Source organism: Candidatus Marinimicrobia bacterium CG08_land_8_20_14_0_20_45_22 (genome assembly GCA_002774355.1).
Taxonomy (GTDB): Bacteria; Fidelibacterota; UBA2242; order UBA2242; family UBA2242; genus 0-14-0-20-45-22.
The window spans coordinates 1-26,546 of record PEYN01000171.1; the positions used below are offsets into that span (position 1 = coordinate 1).

Below are 26,546 nucleotides of genomic sequence, written 5' to 3' on the forward strand. Positions count from 1 at the left end.
CCGGCGATTTTACAACGATAACCGGATTGGGCGAAAGAATGTTACTTGCCGAAAATGGCGGCGCCATCGGGCTTTGGGGATCATCGAGTGTCGGTTGGATCAAAAACGATTATTTACTCGACAAACCATTTTACGACGCCATTTTTACGCCGGGAATGTCTGTCGGTAAAGCAATCCTTAGCGCCAAAACTCGCTATGTCGCGGAAATGGATTACTTCGATTACCTCAAATCGTCGCTGGTTTACACGTATAATTTGATCGGCGATCCAACGGTGCAAATCCCGTTTCCCGAAGAAACCGTCGCATTAACAATCGATAAAGAAAATCCAAAGCCAGGCGATGTAATTATCATTTCAGGTACGCTTCCCTTTTCGTCGGGCGAGATTTACTTCCAATTGTACGATTCCAGTAAGTACAAAATCCTGTCCAAACCGCTCGTCACACCCTTCTCAAATGGCTCAATTTCTTATTCGATGCAACTTCCGGAAACAATTTCACCCGGCAATGCATTTTTGAGTTATTATGTCCGGAATGCCAAAAAAGATTCGGATGGACACGGCGCGACGTCGTTCAGCATCAGCGGGCTCGCCTTTTATGGAATGGAAATTCAGCCGAAATCGCCGCGTTCAAATGAAAATGTCTACATTCAGATCGGCGTCGATATTCCCAATATTCAGTCATTAACGTGCGAAATCGATACCACAAGCGCCTCCGAATATCTGGATGAAAACGGGATCGAGCATGTTTTGAGTTTCCAGAATCTCGATAAGATAGTTACTATTTCGATGGCGCCCGTCGCTTCGTCAACAACGCAATGGCAGACAACAGAGCCAATTCGAATCGGTGTTCCGGGTAAACTGATCGCCTGCCGCTTCATATCAAGCAACACATCCGGTCAACGCATTTCGAGTCCTATTTTTACGTTTCAAATTCGCAGAAAACCCGATATCTATCCGGCGAAAATTGAGCAAAGCGCCGGTCGATTTCCCGAACTTCTGATTTCGATTCAAAATAATAGCAACGATACATTGAGGACAACCGTTCACACTAATCGGCTTCTTCCAGCCGGAACTGAATTCTCGTTGGGTGATATAACGACGATATTATTACCGAATCGCATCAATCAGGTGCATTTCCCCTGCTATCTCGGAAATCGTGTCTCGACATTTAAAATCTCCGTCGATCCGGCAAACGAAATCCTCGAATCGAACGAATCAAACAATACGATCGTCGATTCGTTTTTAGTTAAAAATTTTACAATTTTACCAACACTCGGAACCAGTCTGGAAGGCATCCGAACGGATACAATTTCGATCGGCGATATATTTACTCTGTCGGCCGCACCGTCTGCCGTTCAAGATACACAATCGCTTTGGATGGACATCGATACGACGGTCAGCGTCGTAAATCAGCCAGATTTTTCCCTGATTTCTGCTTCCACAGAAAATACTCGATTTGGATTGAATGTTCGCCTTGTCAATTCGGATTCGACAGTTCAGGCATTTATCGGGATCAAGCCCAACCGGTCAATCGACTTTCAAGATCAAACACTTTCAATCGGACGCTGGAATCCGCACCTAAAAATTTGGATTAAAGAAGAATCCACAGCTCAAAACGGAACGATTTATGCCAAGTCGTTAATTCCCGGAAAATTTAGTCTGATTAAGTGTTCCGATTCTCGAACGCCACAAATCGAGTTGAATATAGAAGGTCAGCGTTTTTTTCAGAACTCATACGTCTCCAAAAAACCGAATATTTCGATCATCGGCGAAGATGATAATGGCGTTCAATTTCTTCGGGAAGGATTATTTGTTAAACTCGACGGAAACCCGGTTCCATACGAAAATCTGAGCGTACCGGATTCGGTGATCAACGGCAACTATGTTTCAGCGCAATTCCGTCCGACATTAACGACTGGCGAACATACGCTTGAAGTCATGTTGTACGACGCGGCAAAAAATGTCGCGATGGAAACGGTTTCTTTCATCGTCAGCGACGAACTTAAAATATTCGATTACGGCAATTATCCAAATCCTTTCAAAGACCGAACGACATTTATCTACGAATTGACCCAACCGGTAAATACTTTGAAAATCAACATCTACTCACCGTCCGGACGCTTAATAAAAGTGTTGGAAGAAGCAACAGTTTTCAGTTCCGGTTCCGAAATGAGCGAAGGCGGTTATCATGAAGTGACGTGGGATGGTCTGGATAAAGACGGAAATTTCGTCGCAAACGGCGTATATTTTTATCAAATCGTCGCAAAGACAAGTAAAAAGACAGTTAAATCAACCGGGAAAATTGCCAAGACAAGATGAAACGTTGCGACTGACATTGTTCGTATTTTTCATCATCTCCTCCAGCCTAATCGCCGGTGAGTACGCTGATGCATTTCTGGAATTCGGCGTAAGTCCCAGAATTTCCGCTTTGGCCAATGCGACTGGCGCATTCGATAACAGTCTGACCTCGTTCGCGATCAATCCTGCTGGAATTGCTTATATCAAAAAACCACAAATCGGAGCCATGTACACTTCTCCATTCGGGCTGGCAAATTATCACTATATCGGCACCGCAATGCCGGTCTCAAAGTCGTCGTCGCTTGTATTTAGCTGGATTCGCTACGGAGTAGATGACATACCGCTACGACCCGACATTCTTCGGCTGGTCACCAATCAGGAAGATCGCCGCGATTCGATCTTACTACTTGCTCAATCTCCATTTAAAACCTTTCAGGATTGTGAGGACGCATTCTTTATCAGCTATGGAAAATTCAGATCGAAGGAGATCGATCTCGGCTGGCGTTATTACAAATTTTGGGCTGAATTTCCGATGGGAATCAACATCAAGATCATCCACAAAAAATTATATAACGTCGAGGCGTTCGGAATGGGAATCGATATCGGCGGAAGGATTCGGGCAAACGGAGAAGATATTTTCGACCTCAAAGGACTTGGCAAACTTTCAGTCGGACTGGCTGTTCAAAATTTGACAAAGACGACGATTTACTGGAATACCAAACGTCAGGATGTCATCAAAGCGCGACCGATTTTATCCTTTGCACTTGAACAACCGATTACGCCTTATCATCTTTTAATCAATCTTGGCGCGGAAAAGTCTTTCATTTACGATGATTCTTTCCGCTATGGCGCCGAATTTGTTTTGAAAGATTGTGTAAACTTTCGAGCAGGATTCCAGAAAACTGGCATTTCCGTCGGTCTGGGATTAAATTCCAACTGGATGAAAAAACGAATCGCCATCGATTATGCGTTTCAAAACCACGCACTCGGCGCGAGTCATCAAATTGGAGGATCTGTTCAATTTTGATACGCAAAATATTAGAAATCGTCTTGTCGCTCATTCTCATTTCCGTTTTTATCCTCGACGGTTGCGGAGATTCTCTGGAGGATCCGACTCCGCCCTCCAGACCGCAATGGGTTGAAAAGTCCGCTCCTGAAGATTCGATCGAACATGGCATCGACGCCGATCCAATCGACGACTATATCTTTTTGGAATGGCATCCCAATTCGGATGACGACATTTCCGCTTATAAAATTTATCGAGCCGAAAATAATGCCAGCGCCAAGTTTTCGCTTCTGGCAGATGTGGATGCATTCTCGACGTTCGGCGGTGATACGATCTATATCGACGACTCCGTTGAATTAAACAAAATTTATTACTACTACCTGCTTGCTGTCGATCAGGCAGGAAATAAAAGCGAACCGTCCGATACGATCCGGTATGGACTCATCCAAAAGACCGACCTGAACTATCCGTTAATCGCGATTACCGAAAAACGTCCCCGGTTTGAATGGCATGATTTCACCTCATTCTCTTACCAATATATAATTCGAGTTGAAAAGCTTTCTCCATTAGAAGTTATTTGGATTTATCGTTTTAATAAAACAAATTACGCTGATACTTTTCAGAGTATGCTTTTTGATAATAACAACACCGCGAGCGAACATGAGTTGACAGCCGGTACAAGTTATCGGTGGCGCGTCGATGCTATTTATCTGGTTGACCCATCGGATAGAGACATATCCGGGTCAGAATCGCAGTGGGGTTATTTTTCGATTAAACCCTAAGGAGTTTTCATGAAAAAATTTAGTACAATCGCAATTTGCTTTATATTGGCTTCAACTGCATTCGCACAAGAGCCCGCTAAAACAGTCATTACACCGAATATACGGAATACGGACAGATCAAGCACCTCTCGATATATTTTCAGCCCGGGAACCGACGCTCTGCTAATGACCGTCAAGATTTGGGGCGAAGTCGTCAAACCGGGACTTTATGACATTCCAATCGGAACGGACCTGATCGAACTTCTGTCCTCGGCAGGCGGACCGACGACACGCGCCAAACTTTCCCGTATTAAAATCATTCACACCTCGTCGGCCGAAGGAGCAGGCAGAGTTATGACTGTAGATGTTGCCGATTTCCTCAAGAATGGCGACTCGAAACTCATTCCGGAAATCAAACCAAACGACACAATCGTCGTGCCGGTCAAACCAACGCAGTATATCCTAACATCTCTCTCGTGGACACAACAGTTTATGAGTTTATTCTCGATTTACTCAATGATTCTGTACTATACATCTATCGCAAGAAAATAATTTTTTTAAAAAATAATAAATAGGAGTTACAAAATGATCGATTCAATTGATGTTCAAATCTTGAACATCCTCCAAAAAGAGGGTCGAATTCAAAGAAATCGCATTGCCGAGATGGTCGGTTTAACAATCCCAGCAGTGAGCGAAAGAATGAGAAAACTCGAAAAGAAGGGCATCATCGCCGGTTATCACGCCAAGGTTAATAATTTAGCCATTGGCAAAGACGTCACAGCCTTTGTTTTCGCTATGACTTCCCCATCGAATAATTATGACGAGTTCGTCAAAAGAAGCAGAGATACCAGCGACATCATTGAATGTCACTCTATTACCGGTGAAGGTTCACATCTTCTTAAAATACAAACCGATAATACTTCCACATTAGAAAAATTGTTATCCAGAATTCAATCTTGGCCTGGCGTTTTACAAACCAGAACTTATATCGTTTTGTCAAGTTATAAGGATCATTCAGCGCTTCAACCGGCTGATTCATTAATTAAAAAATAAATTTCGCGAAGTTTGGCAGAGCCGTTTTGTCTCTGCTAGTCTCCGGATCTTGTATGGGTTTTTAATTTTTTAATTTCGCCTTCGTGCGAAAGATAGGTTGAGTAATGTTTATTGAATTAAAATCCGAAATTACCGCCATCGAACCGAAACTTGCCGAACTGCGGAGGTTTCTTTGACGTTGACGAAAAAATAAAACTCGCCGACTCGCTTAGGGTTCTGACTGTTGATCCTAATTTTTGGAACGATCAGGAAAAAGCGCAATCGACTCTTCAGCAAATCCGAGTCCTTGAAACTTCCATCCAATCCTATCGATCGCTGGAGTCAATTTTCAATGAAATCGTTGAATTGATCGATCTAACTAAGGAAGAAAATGATGAATCAATCCTTCCGGAAGTCAGCCAAATGATCGCGGATTTGAAGCATCGTTTGGATAATGCCGAACTTCAAACACTCTTAAGCGGCGAGGATGATGCTAAAAACGCCATTCTAACCATTCATCCGGGCGCTGGCGGAACGGAGTCACAGGACTGGGCTCAAATGTTGCTTCGCATGTATCAGCGCTGGATTGAACGCTCCGGGCGAGAATCCAAGATCATCGATTTCTTAGAAGGTGAAGGCGCCGGCATCAAAGACGTTGCAATGGAAGTAAAAGGCGAATTCGCATACGGTTATCTTAAATCTGAAGCGGGAATCCACCGGCTCGTCCGCATTTCGCCTTTCGACGCCAATCATCGTCGCCATACTTCTTTCGCATCGGTATTCGTTTATCCAGAAATCGATGACGATATCGAATTCGATATCAATCCGGACGACTTGAAAATCGATACTTTCCGCGCAAGTGGTGCTGGTGGACAACACGTCAACAAAACCGATTCCGCGATCCGAATCACGCACGTTCCGACCGGAATTGTCGTTCAATGTCAGAACGAACGAAGCCAATTCAAAAACAAAGCCGGAGCGATGAAAATCCTACGTGCACGACTTTACCAGCATTACAAAGAGGAACGCGACAAAGAGCGATCAGAAATTGAAAAAACTAAAAAAGATATTTCCTGGGGAAATCAAATCCGTTCCTATGTTTTCCAGCCTTATACACTCGTGAAAGACCATCGTACGAAACATGAAACAGGCAACATTCAGGCAGTAATGGACGGCGACATCGACGAATTCCTTCACCAATTTCTCGTTATGAACACCCAAAAGGAGAAACAAACAGTTGAATAATCCCGATCCGACTACCGGCAAATCACTCGCTGAGATTCTTGCTATTCGGCGTGAAAAATTGGACAAAATCCGCGAACTAAATATCCAACCGTTCGCCTATGAATTTGACAAAACCCATACGACTGCTGAGATCATTTCTCGCTTCGACGAACTTTTTGAAAAAACCAACGTCGCAATCGCCGGCCGCGTTATGGCAATCCGTAAAATGGGAAAAGCGAGTTTTTGCCATATTCAGGATGAATCGGGACGAATTCAGGTCTATTTCAAAGCCGATACATTGGGCGAAACTGGATGGAAATTATACAACCTTTTAGACATTGGTGATATCATCGGTGTCAATGGAAAAGTTTTCAAGACGCACACCGGTGAAATCACCGTCGTCTCCGAAAAACTTTCCATTCTGGCGAAAAATCTCCGCCCGATTCCGATCGTTAAAGAAAAAGACGGGACAATTTTTGACGCATTCACCGATAAGGAACAGCGCTACCGTCAGCGTTATCTGGATTTGATTGTCAATCCGCAGGTCAAAGAGGTTTTTCGCAATCGAAGCCGAATCGTTCAATGGACGCGCGATTTTCTGAACTCGAATGGATTTCTGGAAGTTGATACGCCCGTACTCCAGCCGATTTATGGCGGCGCGAACGCCCGCCCGTTCAAGACATTTTATAACGCGCTTGACCGAGATTTTTATCTAAGAATTGCCGATGAGTTATACTTAAAACGACTTATCATCGGCGGCTTTGAAAAAGTTTACGAAATCGGGAAAAATTTCCGCAACGAAGGCGTTGATCGCAACCACAACCCAGAATTCACTTTACTGGAATTTTATCAGACTTATGTCGATTACAATTATCTGATGGATTTTGTGGAAGCCTATCTCAAGTTCATTTGCGAAAAGATCGGAACTTACCAAGTTCCCTTCGGCGAAGCGGTTATTGATTTTTCGATGCCGTTCCGTCGGGCAAAAATGTTCGATTTGTTAGAATCTGCAATCGGAAAAGACATCAGCAAATTCACGGAATCGGAACTGCGTGCGCTCTGCGTCGAAAAAGGAATCGCCGTCAAGCCAAATTACACTCAAGGAAAATTCATTGAACTTCTATTCGACGAATTTGTCGAAGGCGATCTCGTCCAGCCGACATTCGTCACGGATTATCCAAAAGTAATCTCGCCTCTTGCTAAATCCAAACGCGACGGCTCGTCCGAAATCGTCGAGCGGTTCGAACTTTTCATCGCCGGGCAGGAATTTTCCAACGCCTTTAGCGAATTGAATGACCCAATTGATCAACGTGAACGCCTGGAAAATCAAAGCCGACTTAGAGAACTGGGCGATGAAGAAGCGCAGTCGATGGATGAAGATTTCGTTATCGGGATGGAATACGGTATGCCGCCAACCGGCGGCGTCGGAATCGGAATCGATCGCGTTGTCATGCTTTTCACAAATCAGCGCTCGATTAAAGACGTTATTCTATTTCCGCAAATGCGAACATAAGCCGTACAGATGTCTCTCCCCTATTTTATCGCCAAACGGCACTTGTTCAGTCATCATAAAATCGGATACGTTTCCTTTATCAGTATTATCTCGATCATCGGACTCGCCGTTGGCGTTGCCGCTTTGATTCTCACAATTTCGATCCTGAATGGTTTTGAAAGGGAGATCAAAACCAAATTAATTAGTTTCGACGCACACATCCGGGTTCGACTTTTTTATGAGGATTCCATCAATCCCGAAAATTCCGTTAAAAGCGAGATTGAGAAGTTCAAATCCGTCCGATCGGTTGCCCCGTATGTTCATTCCAACGTTATCATCCGCCGCGGCAACGAGACGGATGGCGTCATTTTGGAAGGAATCGAAGAATCCGAACTATCCAAAACACTTGACATCAATCGCTTCGTCAAAGAAGGCGTTTTACAATTTCAAACAAGCGACGGTTCGGACGGAATTGTCATTGGAAGAAAACTTTCGCAAACACTCGAAGCAAATGTCGGCGATAAGGTCTTTTTGTTCGTACTTCATCCTGAAAATAATTCGGTAAACAGGCCGAAAATCGGCGTTTTTACCATTACTGGCATTTATGAATCCGGAATCGCTGATTACGACGATATCTTTGTTTATACGAGTCTTTCTGCCGCCCAGCGGCTTTTCGATTTAGGCGACCGGCTTACCGGCTATCAAATTCTTCTCGATGACCCAAATCAGGCTGAAATTGTCGCCGCACAGATCAATCAACAGCTCGGCTATCCATATCATGCGCTCAGTTGGATTAATCTTCACTTAAACCTGTTCAATTGGCTGAAAGTCCAGCGCATACCGATTTTGCTCATTTTCGGATTGATCGCGCTCGTAGCAATCGTCAATGTCGTCAGTTCGCTGATGATGATCGTCATTGAAAAAACGCATGACATCGGAATTTTAATGGCCGTTGGCGTCAATCGAAAGCAAGTTACCCACATTTTCCTAATCGAAGGCGTTTTGATCGGACTGGCGGGAACGCTCCTTGGTTTTTTACTGGCGCTCGGCATTGCGTGGCTACAAATCCGATTTTCACTGATTTCTATTCCTAAAGACGTCTATTTCATGAGCGAATTGCCAGTTTTACTGGATTGGAAAAACTTCCTCATTATCGGAATATTTTCGATGATTTGTTCGACACTCGCGACAATTTATCCCACAATCAAAGCCGTATCCCTTTCACCCAGTGAGACGACCCGATATGAATAAGAATCTCCTGACATGGATCGCTTATCGTTATTTTCGTTCCAAAAAACGAACCGGCTGGATATCTTTTACTTCCTGGGTTTCAGTAGTCGGCATCGGAATCGGCGCGTTTGCTCTGCTCGTAACGCTAAGCGTTTTGAACGGATTCGAATCTGAAATCACGCGGCGAGTGATCGACGTCGAATCGCACCTCCGTATCACCGGAAACGATCTGACCCACGAAGATATTTCTCTCATTCAGACGGTATTGAAAAATGAAAAAATTCGCGACATCAGTCCATTCATCAATAAAAAATCCGTTCTATCGACAAACGGCGCCGAAGCAGTCGTACGGATCAAAGCCATCGATTCGCTCGCACTGACGCGTCTTGTCCCAAAAGCAAATGCCACTCAGCGCGGCGACAATTCGTTCATTTCTCCCATTTCGAGACTTCCGGGAATTCTCCTCGGATTCAGGCTCGCCGACCAATTGGGACTTTATCTTGGCGACACCGTGTCTGTCATCAATCCTCTATCGATGAGCGGTATGTTCGACGTTCCTATCGTTGGACAATTCGTATTGACGGGCGTTTTTAAACTTGATCTGTTCGATTATGACGATAATCTGGCATTCATCGAGATTGGCGAAGGACAGAATATATTCGACATGCCCGGACTTTACTCCGGAATCGACATCCGCTTCGACAACTATCAAAACATCAATGAAATCAGTAAGAAATTGCAAAACGAATTCGGATCGACGCGCTATGTTTCCACATGGGAAGCGCAACACCAAACACTTTTCGGTGCAATGAAACTGGAAAAATACGGTAGTTTTATTGCTCTAAGTTTCATTATTCTCGTCGCAATATTTAATCTCACCAGTTCGCTTGTCATGTTAGTCATGGAAAAAATCCGCGAAATCGGCATGCTTCAGGCGCTCGGTCTGAATCAAAAATTGATCCGTGGAATTTTTCTGAGGCTCGGAATGTTAATCGGTAGCATCGGTCTGGCGATCGGCTTGACCTTTTCGCTCGCACTGTGTCTGATCCAGCAATTTTACCGGTTCATTCCGCTTCCGTCGGTTTATTTTATTCCGTACTTGCCGATGGAAGTTCACTGGATCGACATCGTCGCAATTGCGCTGGCGGGTATTTTATTAATTTTCATTGGAACCCTTTACCCAATTCGTCAGATCGGCAAACTATTGCCTGTGGAGGCTATTCAATATGAAAAATGAAAATGAAATTCCTTTACTCGACGTTCTTCACGTTTCAAAATCGTTTCACAATGACGGTAACGAAGTCTGTGTCCTGAAAGACCTTTCCTTTACTGTGGAAGAAGGCGAAGTCGTAGCGGTAATGGGTCCATCCGGAATCGGGAAATCGACGTTATTGAATCTCATCGGAACGCTCGACAAACCGGATTCCGGCGAGATTCTTTTTCAGGGAAAATCACCATTTCAGTTGTCTGATCCGGACATCGCACGTTTCCGGAACGGTTCCATCGGATTCGTTTTCCAATTCCATCATCTTCTGCCGGAATTTACCGCTTTGGAAAATGTCATGATCCCAAACATGGTTTACCATAACAACCCGCAAAAGGCCGAAGAACTCGCCCGTGAGATTTTAAGCCGTGTCGGACTTCAGGACAGGGTTCAGCATCGTCCGTCCGCTCTTTCAGGCGGCGAAAGACAACGCGTCGCCATCGCCCGAGCGCTCATCAACAATCCGAAGGTCGTCCTCGCTGATGAGCCGTCCGGTAATCTCGACGCCGAAAACAGTTCGATGCTTATTGACCTGATTATCGACCTCAACCGGAAGTACGGAACAACGTTTATCATCGCCACTCATAACGCAGAGATCGCCAAAAAATCGCACCGGATCATCCATCTTCAGAAGAACATCTCCGTCAGTTCATGAAAGTTTCGTTGATTTAGCGCCAGAACCGATTTATATTTCAATAGGAAAGTAGAGTAACGTTTGAAATGAAAGAAAATTTTTCGAAGAAAATCCAGCAGGTTGTCCGACTCGCTCGCGAAGAAGCGATTCGGCTTGACCATAACTATATCGGCAGTGAGCATCTTCTTTTAGCCATTCTCAAACTCGAACAAAGCACCACCGTCGAAATTCTCATGAGCATGGACATTGAAATCGACGAATTGATCAGGTCTGTCGAAGAAGCCACACAGGCTAACGGCGGCACGATGATGGTTGGAAGACTTCCACTGACGAAACAGGCTGAAAATGTCCTGAGAAACGCCTACACGGAAGCGCAAAATGTCGGCTCAGACGTCATCGGCGATGAACATCTTTTCCTTTCCTTGCTCAAAGAACAGGAAGGTTCTGCCGGACACACGCTTTCATCTTATGGCATTGATTACTATAATTTCAAAAACGAATTAACCAATCCGCTGACCGATAAATCCAAATCGACACGCGCCGAAAAAAAGTCTATCAAAACGCCGGCGCTTGATCATTTTTCACGTGACATCACCGAAAAAGCACGAAAAGGAGAATTAGATCCGGTTATCGGACGAGATAAAGAGATCGAACGCGTCGCCCAGATTCTATCGCGCCGGAAGAAAAACAATCCAGTCCTGATCGGCGAACCGGGCGTAGGCAAAACCGCGATTGCTGAAGGTTTGGCCCTTCGCGTCATCGCTAAAAAAGTACCGCGTCTCCTCCAAAATAAACGAATTATTGACCTTGATCTCGCCTCCATCGTCGCGGGAACAAAATATCGTGGTCAGTTTGAAGAACGAATTAAAACGATCATGGATGAACTGGAACACGCGGACAATGTGATATTATTCATCGATGAATTACACACACTCGTCGGCGCTGGAAGTGCTTCCGGTTCGTTAGACGCTTCCAATATGTTCAAACCGGCATTAGCGCGCGGAGACCTTCACTGTATTGGCGCAACTACTCTCGACGAATACCGCAAATTCATTGAAAAAGATGGCGCGCTCGAGCGAAGATTTCAGAAGATTATCATCAATCCGCCTTCGCGGGAGGAGTCTCTCGACATTCTAAAAGGACTCCGCACAAAATACGAAGAGCATCATAAGGTCAAGTATGACGATAAGGCTCTCTGGATCGCCGTAGAACTCAGCGATCGGTATATTACCGATAAATATCTACCAGATAAAGCGATCGATGTGATGGATGAAGCCGGTTCAAGAGTGCATTTGCACGATGTCAACATTCCTGAAGAAATCGTCGTATTAGAGGAGAAAGTGGATGACATCACGCATCTAAAAGAGCAAGTTATTCGGGATCAAAATTTTGAAAAAGCCGCCGAACTGCGCGATCATGAACGAAAAATCAAAGACTCATTGAAAAAAGCACAGGAAAAGTGGGAAGCCATTCAGGATAAAGAACGAATTGTCGTAACCGAAGACGATGTTGCCGATGTCGTTGCCATGATGACAGGCATTCCTGTCAATAGGATTGCAGAATCGGAAAACAAAAAATTATTGGTTATGGAAGAGGAACTAAAAAAACATATTATCGGTCAGGATAAAGCGATTCAGACAATTTCCAGCGCCATCCGACGGGCGCGTGCCGGATTAAAAGATCCCAAACGTCCTATTGGCTCATTCCTTTTTTTAGGACCAACTGGCGTCGGTAAGACCGAACTCGCCAAAATAATCGCAGAATACGTTTTTGACAGCCCAAATGCGCTGATCAAGATCGACATGTCTGAATACATGGAAAAATTCGCCGTTTCGCGACTCATCGGCGCTCCTCCCGGTTATGTCGGCTATGAAGAAGGCGGCGAATTGACGGAAAAAATACGCCGACAACCTTATTCTGTCGTCCTCTTTGACGAAATCGAAAAAGCGCATCGTGACATTTTCAACATTCTTCTTCAAATCTTCGACGACGGCGTTTTAACAGACAGCTACGGCAGACGCGTGGATTTCAAGAATACGATTATCATCATGACTTCAAACATAGGCTCACGGCATATAAAAAACGCCACATTCGGATTCTCGAAAGAAAATCTCGAAACGGAATACGAATCTATCAAAAAACGTCTTTTAGATGAAACGAGTAAAACTTTTAATCCGGAATTTTTAAACAGGATCGACGATCCGATCGTCTTTCGCCCACTCTCTCGCGAAGATATTTTACAGATCATCGACATCCAGTTAAGATCGATCACGGATCATCTCAAGACGAGTAACACGACGCTCATTTTCGATGATCTTGCCAAGGATGTTATTCTTGAAAACGGATTTAAACCGGAATTCGGCGCCAGACCGCTGAGACGGGCAATTCAATCATTGATAGAAGATCCCATAGCTGAGCAGATGTTGCAGGGTAAATTGACAAAGAATGCACCAATCTACATCAGCGCAGAAAATCAAAAAATCACTTTCTTACAGAAAGAGTTGAATGAGAGAGTTTACGTGCCCCCTTCAAATAATTAATCTACTCGGACAATATTGCCGATTTTAAATTTTGCGAGGGGTAAGATTTCATTTTTCTTGCCGATGTGACCGTTGAATTTTCTGGCACAGGAATTGTCCACGTGTATCCGACATTTGAAAATCGATAAAAAAATAACGAGAGTTGAACTATCGAAGGAGAAATAAAATGGGAAAAATTATTGGAATCGACCTCGGCACAACCAATTCATGTGTTGCCGTTATGGAAGGCGGCAAACCGCGCGTGCTGGAAAATTCAGAGGGCAAAACTACTACACCTTCTGTCGTAGTTTTTAAAAAGGACGGCGAACGAGTAGTTGGCGATACTGCCAAGCGGCAAGTCGTGACAAATCACGATCGCGCCATTTATTCAATCAAACGGTTTATGGGAAGACTTTTCAGAGAAGTGACACGGGAACGCGAGGAAGTTCCGTTTAAAGTCATCGAGGGTTCCAGCGGCGACGCGCGTGTCAATATTGCCGGACATGATTATTCTCCGCCAGAAATCAGTGCGATGATTCTTCAAAAAATGAAACAAACTGCGGAAGAAAAACTCGGCGAAAAAATCACCGAAGCCGTCATCACCGTCCCAGCCTACTTCAACGATTCTCAACGTCAGGCTACGAAAGACGCCGGAAAAATCGCCGGCCTTGATGTCAAACGAATCATCAATGAACCGACAGCCGCGGCATTGGCTTACGGCCTCGATAAGAAAAAAGACGAAAAAATTGCCGTATATGATCTCGGCGGCGGAACGTTCGACATTTCCATTTTGGAAATCGGAGACGGCGTTTTTGAAGTAAAATCCACCAACGGCGATACCCATCTTGGCGGCGATGATTTCGATCAACGTGTCATCGAATGGCTCATCGACGAGTTCAAACGCAAAGAGAGCATTGATTTAAAAAAAGATCCGATGGCCATGCAAAGGCTCAAAGAAGCCGCTGAAAAAGCGAAAATTGAATTGTCTTCGAATCAGGAAACTGAAATCAACCTGCCTTACATTACGGCAGGCGCCGCGGGTCCGATCCACATGATGGAAAAAATTACACGAGCCAAATTTGAGTCTCTGGTTGACGATCTCATCGAAAAAACCAGACGCCCCTGCGAACTAGCATTGCAGGATGCAAATCTAAAACAATCCGACATCAATGAAGTGATTCTCGTCGGCGGGAGTACGCGTATTCCAAAGGTTCAGCAATTAGTCAAAGAATTATTCGGAAAAGAACCTAACAGAAGCGTCAATCCCGACGAAGTCGTTGCCGTAGGCGCGGCTATTCAAGGCGGTGTCCTCGGCGGTGAAGTTCATGATATACTGTTACTGGATGTTACACCGCTATCTCTTGGCATCGAAACACTCGGTGGCGTTGCGACACGACTCATTGAAAGAAACACGACGATTCCTACCCGAAAGAGTGAAATCTTTTCGACTGCCGCCGATAATCAGACGACCGTCGAAATTCATGTGCTTCAGGGCGAACGTTCGATGGCAAACGATAATAAGAGCATCGGACGATTTCATCTGGATGGCGTCGCTCCCGCCCCACGCGGCATTCCTCAAATCGAAGTGACATTTGATATTGATGCCAATGGAATATTGAACGTTTCTGCAAAAGACAAAGCAACTGGTAAAGAACAGAGTGTTCGGATTCAAACTTCAAGCGGTTTAACTGATGACGAAAAGGAACGCATGGTGCATGACGCTAAACTTCACGAAGAAGAAGACAAGAAACGGAAGGAGGAAATCGATACGCGAAATCAGGCCGACGCGCTCGTTTATCAAACCGAAAAAAATATGAAAGAATATGGAGATAAACTCGAACCTGATGAAAAAGGACGTATTAACACCGAACTGGAACAGTTGAAGAAAGTTCAGAGCGGCTCCGATGTAAAGGCTACGAAAGAAGGCATCGAGAACCTGAATCGTGTCTGGAATGAAGTTTCCACAAAGATGTATGAACGCGTCAAGACGCAGACGCCTCCTCCGAATGAGAGCGGTCCAACGGAAGAACCTCCCAAACAGGAGCCAACAGGCGAAAAGAAAGATGATAATATCGAAGACGCTGACTTCGAGGTCGTGGACGATAAGAAATAATCAAACACGATAAATTTCTGAAAAAAGAGTGCGACAAATGTCACACTCTTTTTTATTTCCGGTATCATTGGAATTGTTTTGATTTTTATAGAGAATTTCTTTATTTTCAGATGCTTTTTTATAACCGGCGACGTACCCAAGTGGCTAAGGGAGCGGTCTGCAAAATCGTTATGCACCGGTTCGACTCCGGTCGTCGCCTCTACCAGCCGAAGTGGCGGAATTGGTAGACGCAAGGGACTTAAAATCCCTCGTTCCATTGGGACGTACCGGTTCAAGTCCGGTCTTCGGCACAATATTAATCAAACGTATTATTCATGGTGATCCCATGACTTTTCGCAAAGTCTCTTTTATTTGGGTTCGTACCGGTTCGCCCCGCATCTGGCGGGAATTCTGGTCTTTGGTGGAAATTCCGACACTATTCGGACACTTTGGCTTAGTTTCAGGCAATGAAAATGAAACAATCAAAAAGTGTCTGAATACTCCCGGAATCGATGTCCGGTTTGATCGGAATATCCACCGCCAGGCAACGCGGAAAAGCCAAAGTCATTAGATTCATTCCGCTTTCTTTTGCTAAGTTAATCCTATTACTGACTCTTAAAATGGACCAGTTTTTGGGAGAAAACTAAGTCCCACTCAGATTACTTAATTAGCAGGCACTTCTTAACTCGCTGAAATCCATCTACTTGAATACAATAGAAATAGATTCCTGAACTATAATGATTTGCATCCCATTGAAATGAATAATATCCTGCTACCTGTGTTCGATTCACCAGCGCCTCTACCAAGCGACCAGTCATATCAGATACCGATAAGATCACTTTGGATTCTTTAGGTAATTCATATTTAATTGTTGTAGTAGTGTTAAAGGGATTGGGAAATACTTCAAAGACAGGGGAATAATTTTCTTCTGCAACATTTAGTACGAGACTGTAAGATAAAGTGTTTAAACCTTGGTAGAAGATATTAAAATAGGAAAAGACAGGATGTGCGACACATGGGAATAGGCAAGGAAGCGGTGAAGCGGTTATTAATAGGGCAGGAAGTCAATTAGTTCCTTTCTACTGTTTCCCGTCTCCCATTTCCTTTCTCCTGTTTTTTAAATATACTCCGCAGTTTATTAATTATACAAGTTAGTAAAAAAATCTTGACATAAATATTTTTGTTTCGTAATATTCAAAAGAATGTGAATACAAACACAATGTGGAGTGAAGTTGAGAATAAGACCAATACCTGATGAGACCATAAGCCGACTCTTTCCATATTTAAGAGCATTGATCTGCCTTACCGAAAAAGGATATAAGATCGTGTCCTCCAATCGCTTATCGGAACTATGCAACATAAATCCCTCAATAATCAGAAAAGATTTATCCTATTTCGGTGAATTCGGCAAGCGCGGTATCGGTTACAATGTAGTTGATCTTCTCAAGACAATTCGTGGAATTCTAAAAATCCAAAAAATTAAAAAAGTCGTCCTTATCGGCGTGGGCAATATCGGCAGAGCCCTGCTGTCTTATCCCAATTTTCCTTCTGAAGGTATTAAAATTATTGCCGCTTTTGATAATGATAAAGAAAAAATAGGCACAACGATCAACGGAATTACCATCCAGGATATAAAGGAAATGGAGAAAATAGTCCAAACTGAAAATGTTAAAATATGTATCCTCGCGACTCCCGTTCCCGTAACCTGTGAAATTGCCAACAGATTGGCAGACAAGGGAATCAATGCGATACTCTCTTTCACTCCCTGCCGAATTAATATGCCTAAAAATATTGAAGTGAAATGTATTGACTTAAGCACTGAATTAACTAGGCTTATCTATTACTCTCACAATAACTTGTAATGCATTTATCGCTGTAGTTTATGAGTAGGGCTTTTATAGTCGAATAATGTCATAAAAATTGATATCAGGAGTATTTTAGGATGACAGAAAATTCCTTTTTAACGAAAATAAAAAATTTTCTTTATCTCTTTAGTTTTCTAATAATCATATGGGTTATATTGACCAATACTCTTAGCGCTGAAGAATTAATTACAGGGCTTCTAATCAGCTTAGTGCTCGCGACAGTATATACTAAAAATTATCAAAAGCTCGGGCTTCCTCCCTTCGGAATAAAACGACTTATATATTTCATAATCTATATTCTCGTTTTGTTTATAGAAATTATAAAAGCTAATTTTGATGTGGCGTATCGAGTGCTTCATCCCAAAATGCCGATCAAGCCGGGCATCGTAATCATCAAAACGGAATTGAAACAGGATTTCGCAAAAATGATCCTTGCTAATTCTATTACTCTGACGCCAGGGACGTTTGTGCTTGATATAAAAGGCAACGAACTGCTGATCCACTGGATTTACGTCAGATCGTCTGAAGAGGAGGAGTCCACCCAAAAAATTAGTGGAAAATTTGAAAAATACTTAAAGGTGATATTTGCATGAATTACTCAATATTTATTGTCTTTTTAGGTTTAATCATGGGGGGCGTTTTGATGGGATTGATCCGAATGTTGAAAGGCCCAACTGCCTCAGACCGCGCCGTGGCTGTTGACGCGATTACGACAACTACTGTAGCCTTACTGGTTATTCTGGCATTTATCTTCAAGCGTTACGTTTATGTTGAGGTTTCTCTGGTATACGCCCTTCTTTCTTTTGTAGGGCTGTGTGCGATTGCAAGATTCTTAGAAAAGGGATTTTAAGATGGAATTGGTTGGAATTATCTCTACGGGAATAGGTGTACTATTTTTAGTACTTGGAAATTTTGGAATCTTGCGATTGCCCGATGTTTACAATCGGATACAGGCGGGAACAAAATGCACCACTTTTGGGACGTTTTTCACTATTGTTGGAATTGGCATTCTTCAGCCGGAGTGGTTCTGGAAATGTCTTCTGATTGCTGTTTTTGTTTTAGTTACCAATCCCATATCGAGCCATGCTATCGCAAGAGCCTCAAGAAAAAGCGGTGTTCCGTTATGTGATCGAAGCGTAGTGGATCAAACCAAAGAATTTGAGGAAAGGAAAGAAGCATGACTATAATCATCACTGTTTTAATAGCGTGTATGCTGGCGGCAGCAATTGCCGCATATTTTTTCCATGATTTACTCAACGCGGTAATTGCCTCCTGCATGGTCAGTCTGATTGCGTCCACACTTTTTCTATTTCTGCACGCTCCTGATGTTGCCATGGCGGAGGCCTCCATCGGCGCCGCGCTTGTCACAACGGTTTTTGTCATAGCGCTGAGACGAACAAAGAGGTATGAAGAATGAGAAAATTAGTCATATTAATCTTACTATTGATAATCACGCTGGGTGTTTTTATACCGATACAGAAAATACCGTTTGGTAAACCGAGAACAGAAATAGCTGATTATTACATCAATAACGGGAAAGAGCAAACCGGAGCCGCCAATATTGTTACTTCGGTAGTGATCAGTTATCGGGGTTTTGATACACTTGGAGAAGTAACAGTCCTGTTTCTTGCCACAATTGGATTGGGCACCGTACTCGCAACGGTTAAAAGAAAAGAAGACCGAAAAACAGTGAAAGCCAGTCTGATTCTTTCTACGGGATGCAAATTTTTGTTTCCGCTTATTTTGTTATTTGGCGCTTATATATTCCTTCACGGACACCTAACTCCCGGAGGAGGATTTCAGGGCGGCGCTGTTATCGCTTCGGCATTCGTTCTGATGTATCTTGGCTGTCATAATGAAAAGAGAATCAATGAAACCGGAAGTGTGTTATTCGACTCTATCGGCGGATTGACATTTATTGTCGTTGGATTAGTTGGTTTAGCCATTGGCACTGGTTATTTTCTATATAATTTTTTGCCATTGGGTAAATTTAATACATTGATGAGCGCTGGCATTATCCCAATAATCTATATCGCCATTGGATTCAAAGTGGGCTCGGAATTGAGTAAAATCATAGACTTGTTAATGGAGGAGAGTTGATGAATTTCTTACATAACTACATCTATTATATCGGAGCGTTTGGTCTCATGTTCATCGGTTTCTTTATCATGGCTATAAAGCACAATTACATCAAAGTAATCATAGGATTAAGTATTCTTGAGACAGGCATCAACTTGTTTCTTATTTCAATTGGCTATGTTCATAACGGAACTGCCCCGATTTTTTCAGATCCAACCATAAGAGCCGAAAGCATGGTAGATCCAATCCCTCAGGCGCTCGTACTCACCGCGATTGTGATCGGGCTGGCCGTTATGGGGCTTGCCTTATCCCTGGCAATCAGCCTATACAAACATTTCGGAACACTCAATCTGCAAAAAATAAAAGAACAAAAATGGTAAAAGCTAATTTTTCATCAGGGGTAAAAATGACCATTGTAAATAGGATATTACCAAATGAGTGAGATAATGAATTTTAGTCCGGTTCTCTTAATAGTAACGCCATTAGCGCTTGCTTTTTTAATACCTTTGTTAGGGCTTATTTCTGAAAAAATAGCCAAATGGTTGCCAGTTATAGGCTTGTTCTTCAATTTCGTCATAGCGTTGACGATCTTGCCGCAGGCGCTGAAGCAACCAATCATTGTGAAAGCGGGTGGATTTATCCCGCCTTTTGGAATTACTCTCGTCGCTGGTCCGGTTGGGATGCTGTTTGCCACATTAATTGCCCTTACGGGATTATTGGTGGCGATATACGCCTTGAAATACATTAAGGAAGGCCCTCAGCAAAATTATCATATTTTGTTCATGCTATTAATAACCGGAGCCACAGGCGCCGTACTTACGGGAGATATTTTTAATCTTTTCGTATTTTTTGAAATCCTGTGCATTTCCTCTTATGCATTGGTGGCATATACAGGCAATCGGGCGGGAATCGAATCGGCTGTGAAATACCTCATTCAGGGATCAATCGGCTCCAGCCTTTTTTTAATCGGGATCGGATTGCTTTATGGCATGTTCGGGACCTTGAACATGGCAGACTTAGCCAGGCACATCGCTTTATCTTCCGGTCAATCCGTATTCATACCTTTGGCGTTCATGGTAACAGGATTGGGGGTTGAAGCGGCGATATTTCCGTTGAACGCCTGGTTGCCTGACGCGCATTCCTCCGCGCCTTCCTCTATCAGTGCGATTCTTTCGGGAATTGCCATTGAAGTAGGACTTTATGCTATCATCCGGGTTCTTTTTACAATATTCAATATTTCCAACTTTTTTATGTTTTTGGTATTCTTAGGCGTTTTGACTGTTTTAGTAGGAGAAATGAGCGCCTTTAGTCAAAGTAATGTTAAAAGGATGCTGGCTTTCTCCAGCATCGGGCAAATCGGTCTGATACTTTTTGCTTTTTCTTTGAATTCCCAATTCGGAGTGACGGGTGGGCTTTATCAGATGGTCAGTCATACCTTTGGGAAGGCACTGTTATTTTTATCGGTAGGTTATATGATTTACAGAACTGGTTCGATGGAGATTTCTTCCTTGGAAGGAATCGGTAAGAAAATGCCGCTTACCACTCTATTTTTTACAATTGGTGCATTTTCTATTGTTGGATTGCCGCCGTTTATCGGTTTCGCAAGTAAATTTATGATTATTCGCGCAGCGCTTGACAAAGGCGGGCTACTTTTTCTGTTATTGATTGGTATTGTATTATTTGGAACCGTTATAGAGGGCGGTTATTTTTTCAAATTAATTCAGATAATGTATTTTAAAGGAACCAGGAAAATTGAAAAAAAGGATGACTCTCCTGTTACCGCTTTAATTCCAATGTTTATTCTCGCAGGGTTGATAATACTTATCGGAATGTGTCCGAATTTAATAATGAAAATCTTAGACCCGGCTGCTTCAGAACTGCTTGATAAAGTGGAGTATATAAGGAGTATACTAGGATGAGCTTAGAATTATTAATAATAGTCGCTTTCGGCGGGGCATTCCTCACATATTTTGCAGGGAAAATATCTCCTAAACTCAGGAATTGGATTGCCGTACTAAATGCCTTGGCGCTGGTGATATTAACCTCGCTTTTTTATGGTCAAAATATTGAGAAATCTCTTCCTTTCGGTTTTCTGGGTTTAGAATTTGTACTAAGAATGAATATGATCTCCTGGTTTTTTGGTATAACAATCGTCGGTATTGGTTTGCTTTCGGTAATCTACTCGATAAAATATATTGAAAACGAAGATAAGTTGGATTACTATTATTTTACAACATTGTTTATTAATGCTAGTATGCTAGGGACTGTACTTTGCGGCGATTTAATATCATTTTTTATATTTTGGGAAATGATGAGCTGGAGTACCTATCTATTGATTAGTTATAAGGGTGGAAATAAGGCAATGTATGCCGGAATAAAATATATCATTATGTCCATTATCGGATCACTGGCAATGCTTGTGGGGATTATCAGTTTATATACTCATTTTGGAACAGTTGAGATAAGTGCCCTAGCGGTTCAGATACAAGGGGCTTCTATTAATTACATTCTTTTTATCCTGATTCTGTTTTCGATATCTTTTACAATTATTAATGCTTTCTGGCCTGCCCATACATGGTTGCCGGATGCTCATGCAGAAGCCGTATCTCCATTTTCTTCAATCCTCTCAGCGGTCTTAGTAAGAAAAGGAATGTATGGACTCTATCTGTTTATGTATATGATATTGGGAGTGAATATTCTGAATAAGTTATCGATAGGTTTTATAAGTTTTAACGGTATATTTTGCTGGATTGGCGCCATCACAATCGTATTTGCAGCACTAACCGCTCTTTTACAGAATGATTCTAAAAGAATTCTTGCCTGGAGTACCGTAGGACAGGGTGGTTATATGATTTTAGGAGTTGCTTCAGCAACAGCACTGGGCATGGCGGGTGGGACTTTCCATATTTTAAATCACTGTATATACATCGGATTACTTTTCTTTGTAGCGGGTGCGATTGAATATCGTACCGGGGGGATAAGGGATTTAAATTCTCTGGGTGGATTAAGTAAAAAAATGCCGATTACTTTTATCGGTGGATTGGTGGGAATCTTAGGCTTAATAGGGACTCCATTGACAAATGGTTTCGTTTCCAAGTGGCTGATATATAAAGCATTGATACTAAATCAGCACCCATTTCTGGCCTTCGCTGCATTTCTTGGAACCTGGGGGACGATATTATACGGATACAAATTTATCCACAACATATTTTTGGGACAACTACCTGAGGAATACAAAGATGTCAAAGAAGTCCCTTTTACAATGCAGTTACCAATAATAGTATTGACGGTTATGGTCATTTTATTGGGAATCCTACCGGGAATAGCTTTGAAAATGATTAACGTTATTGGAATTTATTTGGGATTTGAGCCACTGAGTGTTTCATTGGGGGGAATTGAAACACTGAATACGATAAATATTTTTATTGCAATACTTGCAGTCGGAGCAGTGGTTTGGCTGATTTTTAAAGGAGCTCGCAAAGCGATTAGGGTCGACCAATACGATAATTATGCAGCTGGTGCAGCAATACCGAAGGAAAAATATAACTATACGGTTGCTTTTTATCGACCTCTGGAAAAGATGATCCGTCCGTATCTCAAGGATTTTGTTGATGTGTTTTATCTGAAATTGGCAGAATGGACTCAAAATATCTGTGACGGCGTCAGACGAATTTATACAGGATATGTTGGTAATTATGTAATGTATATTATCCTGTTTTTAGCGTTCCTCATATCAATTCAATTAAAATGGGGTGTATTTTAATGAACGTAATTATGGTATTAATTTTACCGTTATTAGCTCTAATAACCGGTCTGTTTTTCCTGGGAATATCAAGGAAAATAACGGCTAGAATTCATTGGCGCTACGGACCACCGGTTATCCAGCCATTCATTGATGTCATTCGCTCTTTCAGTCAAATGAGTATCAGTCACGGGAAAATGTTCGATTTTGGAATAATATTATCCTTAACCGGTTCTTTTATTCTAATCTTATTTCTGCCAATCGGAGAATTGTGTTTTTTAACCTCAGGCGGATTAATTGCCTTTATCTATCTTATCTTGTTAGATCCCTTAGGGATAGCGCTAAGTTCCGGGGCGGCGGCGAATCCTAATTCAAGTATCGGAATTTCTAGGAAATTTCTGCTTTCTCTTGCATACGAAGTTCCGCTTCTTTTAGTTCTTCTGACGGTAATGACACATTACGATACGATTTCACTCGTAGATATTGTCAAAATCCAGGCGAGCATGGGCTGGTCTTTGAGTTCATGGGCTTTGGTTCTGCCTGGAATTGCCTATTTTTTAATACTTCCCGCTATTCTGGGAATAAGACCTTTTGAAGTGGTTAATGCATCTCAGGAAATCTCTTCAGGACCTATAGCCGAATTTGGCGGTAAACATCTGGCATTCTATACTCTCCAGCATGCTTTGCATTTGTTCGTTGGACTGGCTCTTTTTGTGGATATTTTCCTCGGAGGCGGGACTTTATTTGGATTATTGAATCCGATTGCCGGAACGGTCTGGGCTACAATTCTTGGAATAGTCATCTTTCTACTAAAAATGTTAGTCGTCCTGATCCTGGGGCTTTTCATTCATGCCGTATTTCCGCGTTTCAGGATTGAACAGGCAATGCAATATTTGTGGAAGTGGCCAACTTTGGTAGCCTTGATTGGGCTTGTCATCGTAGTTTTGATTAATAAGCAATAATGATAGGGTAAACATGGATAGAAATCAGATAGGCAAATGGCTTAAAAATCCCGGCAAGATGGCCAACAAATATTCCTTTCATGTGGTATATTTTTGCACCGGGTGTGGAATTATCGAGATACCGCCGTCCATCACTACACGCTGGGACGCCGAACGTTTTGGCATTATCCCCGTCGCCACTCCACGGCAGGCTAATTTATTCTTAATCACCGGCTACGTCTCGACAAAAACACTGAAAGCGATTATCAGAACTTATGAACAGATGCCGGAACCAAAATACACGGTGGCATTCGGTTCCTGTCCGATTAATGGCGGCATGTACTATGATTCTTATAATACTATCAAACATTTAGATAAATTTATTCCCATAGATGGCTATATCGCGGGATGTATGCCCCGCCCGGAAGCAATCTTTATCGGCATAACTCATCTGTGGAAATTAATCGATACGGATAAAGCCGACGGATATAGAAGATACCGAGAAGATTATCAATTCTATCGCGCTAATCAAGAGCAACTTTTTGACGATTTGGGCTGGCCTCCGTTATTCGAATATAATAAATCATGACCGTTTGGAAATAGTCTTGAAAAGGATCTTGCGAATATGGAAGAATTAAAGAAAAAACTTGTATCAAATTTTGCAAATATTGAGATCAATATTCTCAAAGAAAACAGAATGATTATCAACACCCAAAAGGAAGCCGTCTTGGCGATTTTAATCTACTTGAAAAAAATGGGTTATAACCATTTAGCCCTGGTTTCTTGCAACGACTGGATTGATGATCATGAATTTGAATTGGTTTATATCCTCTGCCCTTATCTGAAAGAGATTGAACATTATCAGGAAAACGATAAGATCAATATCGTCATCAAGACAAGGATTTCCCGAAAAGAAGCGAAATTCATTACAATTATAGACATTTTTGAAAACGCCGAGCCTTACGAGCGGGAAATACACGAAATGTTCGGGATACATTTTGAAGGGCATCCCAGGTTAACGCCATTAATGCTTGAGCGGGATTATGTGATTCCTCCCTTCAGAAAAGACTTCAATTTACTTGAATATGTCGACCGTACTTTTGGACAAATTCCTTCTATAGAAGAGAGAAAAAAAGGAAGAAAATGAGAGAACTTGAGTTATATTTCGGGCCGCAACATCTTGGAATGGTGGGCAATTTCAGCATTACCCTGAAGGTGGAAGGCGATAGAATATTAGAAGCGAGCGCTAATCCGGGATATTTGCATCGTGGCTTTGAAAAGCTGATGGAGCAAAGAACCTGGATGCAAAATTTTCCGCTGGTTTGCAGAATAAATGTCGTCGAACCGGATCACATGGAATTGATTTACTCCATGGGCGTCGAAAAGTTAGCCGGAATTGAAGTGCCGGAAAGAGGGAAATTCCTCAGAAGTATTTACTGTGAGATGGCGCGGGTCGGATCGCATCTCTTTGGACTTTGGGCTTATGCCAACATGCTCGGCTTCGACACCGTAGCAAACTGGGCAATGTATCACCGCGACCTCTTGCTTGATCGGTTTGAAGAACTAACCGGTGCGAGAGTGTACCACATTTATCTTCGTCCCGGTGGTGTTAGACGGGATTTCCCCGAAGGCTTTACCGACAGATTAGTAGAAACTTTACATAAAATCGGTTCCAAAGTTCCAGATTATAACCAGATTTTTTTTGAAAATGCCTTATTTAAAAAAAGGGCGGCGGGAATCGGAACCGTCACCCTTGAAGATGCCAAGCGCATGGGAGCCGTAGGACACACGCTAAAAGCGAACGGAATGCAATATGACATCCGAAAAATTGAGCCCTACGATGCCTATGACCAGGTCGAGTTTGATATTCCAACTCAAACCGGCGGTGACGCTTATGCCCGGCTCTTAGCCATTAGAGATGATATGATTGAAAGCGTTCATCTGATCTTTAAGTTAATTGAAAAAATGCCCAAAGAAGGCGAAGTCTATACAAAAACGCCAAATCCATTCAAGTGGAATGTTCCAAAAGGCGAAACCTATGTAAGATGTGAATCCTCCCGCGGCGAACTGGGACTATATTTGGTAAGTGATGGTGGCGGCAAGCCTTATCGGGCTCACTTTAATACGCCTTCTTATAATCACGGACTAACGGTTTTGGAAAAAGCGCTGGTGGGTGAGAGCATTTCCGATGTGGGCAATATTATGATCAGTTTGTACGTCGTTCCTCCAGAAATTGATCGATAAAAGTGTAGGTAATAAAATGTCAAAAACAAGTTATTTAAATCCATTCAAAGCAATAAAATACTTATTCGAGAAACCGCAGACCATAAAATACCCTTTTGAAACAAAGGAAATTGCCGACCGTTAC

General features: G+C 42.7%; 28 protein-coding genes and 2 tRNA genes. 29 read left to right on the forward strand and 1 reads right to left on the reverse strand.

Features of this window, described 5'->3' with window-relative positions:
* From COT43_09885 to COT43_09955, 15 genes are all read left to right on the forward strand, one after another.
* A partial coding sequence (locus COT43_09885; GenBank protein PIS27533.1) for a hypothetical protein occupies positions 1 to 2,318 on the forward strand: 2,318 nt, incomplete at its 5' end.
* Positions 2,302 to 3,324: a hypothetical protein gene (locus COT43_09890; GenBank protein ID PIS27534.1), complete on the forward strand. Its 1,023-nt coding sequence runs from the start codon at positions 2,302 to 2,304 to the stop codon at positions 3,322 to 3,324. The genes COT43_09885 and COT43_09890, both read left to right, overlap by 17 nt.
* The gene (locus COT43_09895) at positions 3,321 to 4,085 is read left to right on the forward strand and encodes a hypothetical protein (protein ID PIS27535.1); all 765 of its coding nucleotides are present in this window, start codon (positions 3,321 to 3,323) and stop codon (positions 4,083 to 4,085) included. The genes COT43_09890 and COT43_09895 overlap by 4 nt, the downstream gene beginning before the upstream one ends.
* 9 nt (positions 4,086 to 4,094) lie before the next feature.
* Positions 4,095 to 4,616 carry a hypothetical protein gene (locus COT43_09900; GenBank protein PIS27536.1) on the forward strand — a complete coding sequence of 174 codons (522 nt, stop codon included), beginning with the start codon at positions 4,095 to 4,097 and terminating at the stop codon, positions 4,614 to 4,616.
* A 33-nt stretch (positions 4,617 to 4,649) separates the two neighbouring features.
* Complete coding sequence (locus tag COT43_09905; protein ID PIS27537.1) at positions 4,650 to 5,117, forward strand: AsnC family transcriptional regulator; 468 nt, start codon at positions 4,650 to 4,652, stop codon at positions 5,115 to 5,117.
* 150 nt (positions 5,118 to 5,267) lie between these two features.
* A complete protein-coding gene (locus tag COT43_09910; protein ID PIS27538.1) occupies positions 5,268 to 6,341 on the forward strand; it encodes a peptide chain release factor 2 in 1,074 nt (357 codons plus the stop codon).
* A complete protein-coding gene (gene lysS, locus COT43_09915) occupies positions 6,334 to 7,833 on the forward strand; it encodes a lysine--tRNA ligase (protein ID PIS27539.1) in 1,500 nt (499 codons plus the stop codon). Before COT43_09910 ends, lysS begins: the two co-directional genes overlap by 8 nt.
* Before the next feature lie 9 nt (positions 7,834 to 7,842).
* The gene (locus COT43_09920; protein ID PIS27540.1) at positions 7,843 to 9,063 is read left to right on the forward strand and encodes a hypothetical protein; all 1,221 of its coding nucleotides are present in this window, start codon (positions 7,843 to 7,845) and stop codon (positions 9,061 to 9,063) included.
* Positions 9,056 to 10,279: a hypothetical protein gene (locus COT43_09925; GenBank protein PIS27541.1), complete on the forward strand. Its 1,224-nt coding sequence runs from the start codon at positions 9,056 to 9,058 to the stop codon at positions 10,277 to 10,279. The genes COT43_09920 and COT43_09925 overlap by 8 nt, the downstream gene beginning before the upstream one ends.
* A 7-nt stretch (positions 10,280 to 10,286) precedes the next feature.
* Positions 10,287 to 10,961 carry a lipoprotein-releasing system ATP-binding protein LolD gene (locus COT43_09930; protein ID PIS27560.1) on the forward strand — a complete coding sequence of 225 codons (675 nt, stop codon included), beginning with the start codon at positions 10,287 to 10,289 and terminating at the stop codon, positions 10,959 to 10,961.
* 65 nt (positions 10,962 to 11,026) lie between these two features.
* The gene (locus COT43_09935; GenBank protein ID PIS27542.1) at positions 11,027 to 13,480 is read left to right on the forward strand and encodes a Clp protease ClpC; all 2,454 of its coding nucleotides are present in this window, start codon (positions 11,027 to 11,029) and stop codon (positions 13,478 to 13,480) included.
* Positions 13,481 to 13,646: 166 nt separating this feature from the next.
* A complete protein-coding gene (locus COT43_09940) occupies positions 13,647 to 15,572 on the forward strand; it encodes a molecular chaperone DnaK (GenBank protein ID PIS27543.1) in 1,926 nt (641 codons plus the stop codon).
* A 128-nt stretch (positions 15,573 to 15,700) separates the two neighbouring features.
* Positions 15,701 to 15,777: transfer RNA gene (locus tag COT43_09945), tRNA-Cys, on the forward strand.
* Positions 15,778 to 15,865 (forward strand) — tRNA-Leu (locus COT43_09950).
* A gap of 32 nt (positions 15,866 to 15,897) precedes the next feature.
* The gene (locus COT43_09955; GenBank protein PIS27544.1) at positions 15,898 to 16,122 is read left to right on the forward strand and encodes a hypothetical protein; all 225 of its coding nucleotides are present in this window, start codon (positions 15,898 to 15,900) and stop codon (positions 16,120 to 16,122) included.
* Positions 16,123 to 16,210: 88 nt separating this feature from the next.
* Here the strand turns inward: COT43_09955 and COT43_09960 are convergent, their stop codons facing one another.
* Positions 16,211 to 16,600 carry a hypothetical protein gene (locus tag COT43_09960; GenBank protein ID PIS27545.1) on the reverse strand — a complete coding sequence of 130 codons (390 nt, stop codon included), beginning with the start codon at positions 16,598 to 16,600 and terminating at the stop codon, positions 16,211 to 16,213.
* A gap of 159 nt (positions 16,601 to 16,759) precedes the next feature.
* Between COT43_09960 and COT43_09965 the strand changes: the two genes are divergently transcribed.
* From COT43_09965 to COT43_10030, 14 genes are all read left to right on the forward strand, one after another.
* Complete coding sequence (locus tag COT43_09965) at positions 16,760 to 17,413, forward strand: redox-sensing transcriptional repressor Rex (protein ID PIS27546.1); 654 nt, start codon at positions 16,760 to 16,762, stop codon at positions 17,411 to 17,413.
* 80 nt (positions 17,414 to 17,493) lie between these two features.
* Positions 17,494 to 18,009 (forward strand): Na+/H+ antiporter subunit E, encoded by a 516-nt coding sequence (locus COT43_09970; GenBank protein ID PIS27547.1) that lies wholly within the window; start codon positions 17,494 to 17,496, stop codon positions 18,007 to 18,009.
* Complete coding sequence (locus COT43_09975) at positions 18,006 to 18,266, forward strand: cation:proton antiporter (protein PIS27548.1); 261 nt, start codon at positions 18,006 to 18,008, stop codon at positions 18,264 to 18,266. Before COT43_09970 ends, COT43_09975 begins: the two co-directional genes overlap by 4 nt.
* Before the next feature lies 1 nt (position 18,267).
* The gene (locus COT43_09980; GenBank protein PIS27549.1) at positions 18,268 to 18,597 is read left to right on the forward strand and encodes a cation:proton antiporter; all 330 of its coding nucleotides are present in this window, start codon (positions 18,268 to 18,270) and stop codon (positions 18,595 to 18,597) included.
* Positions 18,594 to 18,833 (forward strand): hypothetical protein, encoded by a 240-nt coding sequence (locus tag COT43_09985; protein PIS27550.1) that lies wholly within the window; start codon positions 18,594 to 18,596, stop codon positions 18,831 to 18,833. Before COT43_09980 ends, COT43_09985 begins: the two co-directional genes overlap by 4 nt.
* Positions 18,830 to 19,516 (forward strand): cation:proton antiporter, encoded by a 687-nt coding sequence (locus COT43_09990; protein PIS27551.1) that lies wholly within the window; start codon positions 18,830 to 18,832, stop codon positions 19,514 to 19,516. Before COT43_09985 ends, COT43_09990 begins: the two co-directional genes overlap by 4 nt.
* Entirely contained in the window at positions 19,516 to 19,875 is a 360-nt protein-coding gene (locus tag COT43_09995) for a cation:proton antiporter (protein PIS27552.1), read from the forward strand. Before COT43_09990 ends, COT43_09995 begins: the two co-directional genes overlap by 1 nt.
* A gap of 54 nt (positions 19,876 to 19,929) precedes the next feature.
* A complete protein-coding gene (locus COT43_10000) occupies positions 19,930 to 21,414 on the forward strand; it encodes a hypothetical protein (protein PIS27553.1) in 1,485 nt (494 codons plus the stop codon).
* Positions 21,411 to 23,258 carry a hypothetical protein gene (locus COT43_10005; GenBank protein ID PIS27554.1) on the forward strand — a complete coding sequence of 616 codons (1,848 nt, stop codon included), beginning with the start codon at positions 21,411 to 21,413 and terminating at the stop codon, positions 23,256 to 23,258. The genes COT43_10000 and COT43_10005 overlap by 4 nt, the downstream gene beginning before the upstream one ends.
* The gene (locus tag COT43_10010; GenBank protein PIS27555.1) at positions 23,243 to 24,199 is read left to right on the forward strand and encodes an NADH dehydrogenase subunit; all 957 of its coding nucleotides are present in this window, start codon (positions 23,243 to 23,245) and stop codon (positions 24,197 to 24,199) included. Before COT43_10005 ends, COT43_10010 begins: the two co-directional genes overlap by 16 nt.
* Before the next feature lie 13 nt (positions 24,200 to 24,212).
* Complete coding sequence (locus COT43_10015; GenBank protein PIS27556.1) at positions 24,213 to 24,767, forward strand: NADH-quinone oxidoreductase subunit B; 555 nt, start codon at positions 24,213 to 24,215, stop codon at positions 24,765 to 24,767.
* Between the two features lie 36 nt (positions 24,768 to 24,803).
* Positions 24,804 to 25,325, forward strand: coding sequence for an NADH-quinone oxidoreductase subunit C (locus tag COT43_10020; GenBank protein ID PIS27557.1), 522 nt, complete (start codon positions 24,804 to 24,806; stop codon positions 25,323 to 25,325).
* Positions 25,322 to 26,422 carry an NADH-quinone oxidoreductase subunit NuoD gene (locus tag COT43_10025; GenBank protein ID PIS27558.1) on the forward strand — a complete coding sequence of 367 codons (1,101 nt, stop codon included), beginning with the start codon at positions 25,322 to 25,324 and terminating at the stop codon, positions 26,420 to 26,422. Before COT43_10020 ends, COT43_10025 begins: the two co-directional genes overlap by 4 nt.
* Before the next feature lie 16 nt (positions 26,423 to 26,438).
* On the forward strand, positions 26,439 to 26,546 hold a 108-nt coding region (locus tag COT43_10030), incomplete at its 3' end, for an NADH-quinone oxidoreductase subunit NuoI (GenBank protein PIS27559.1).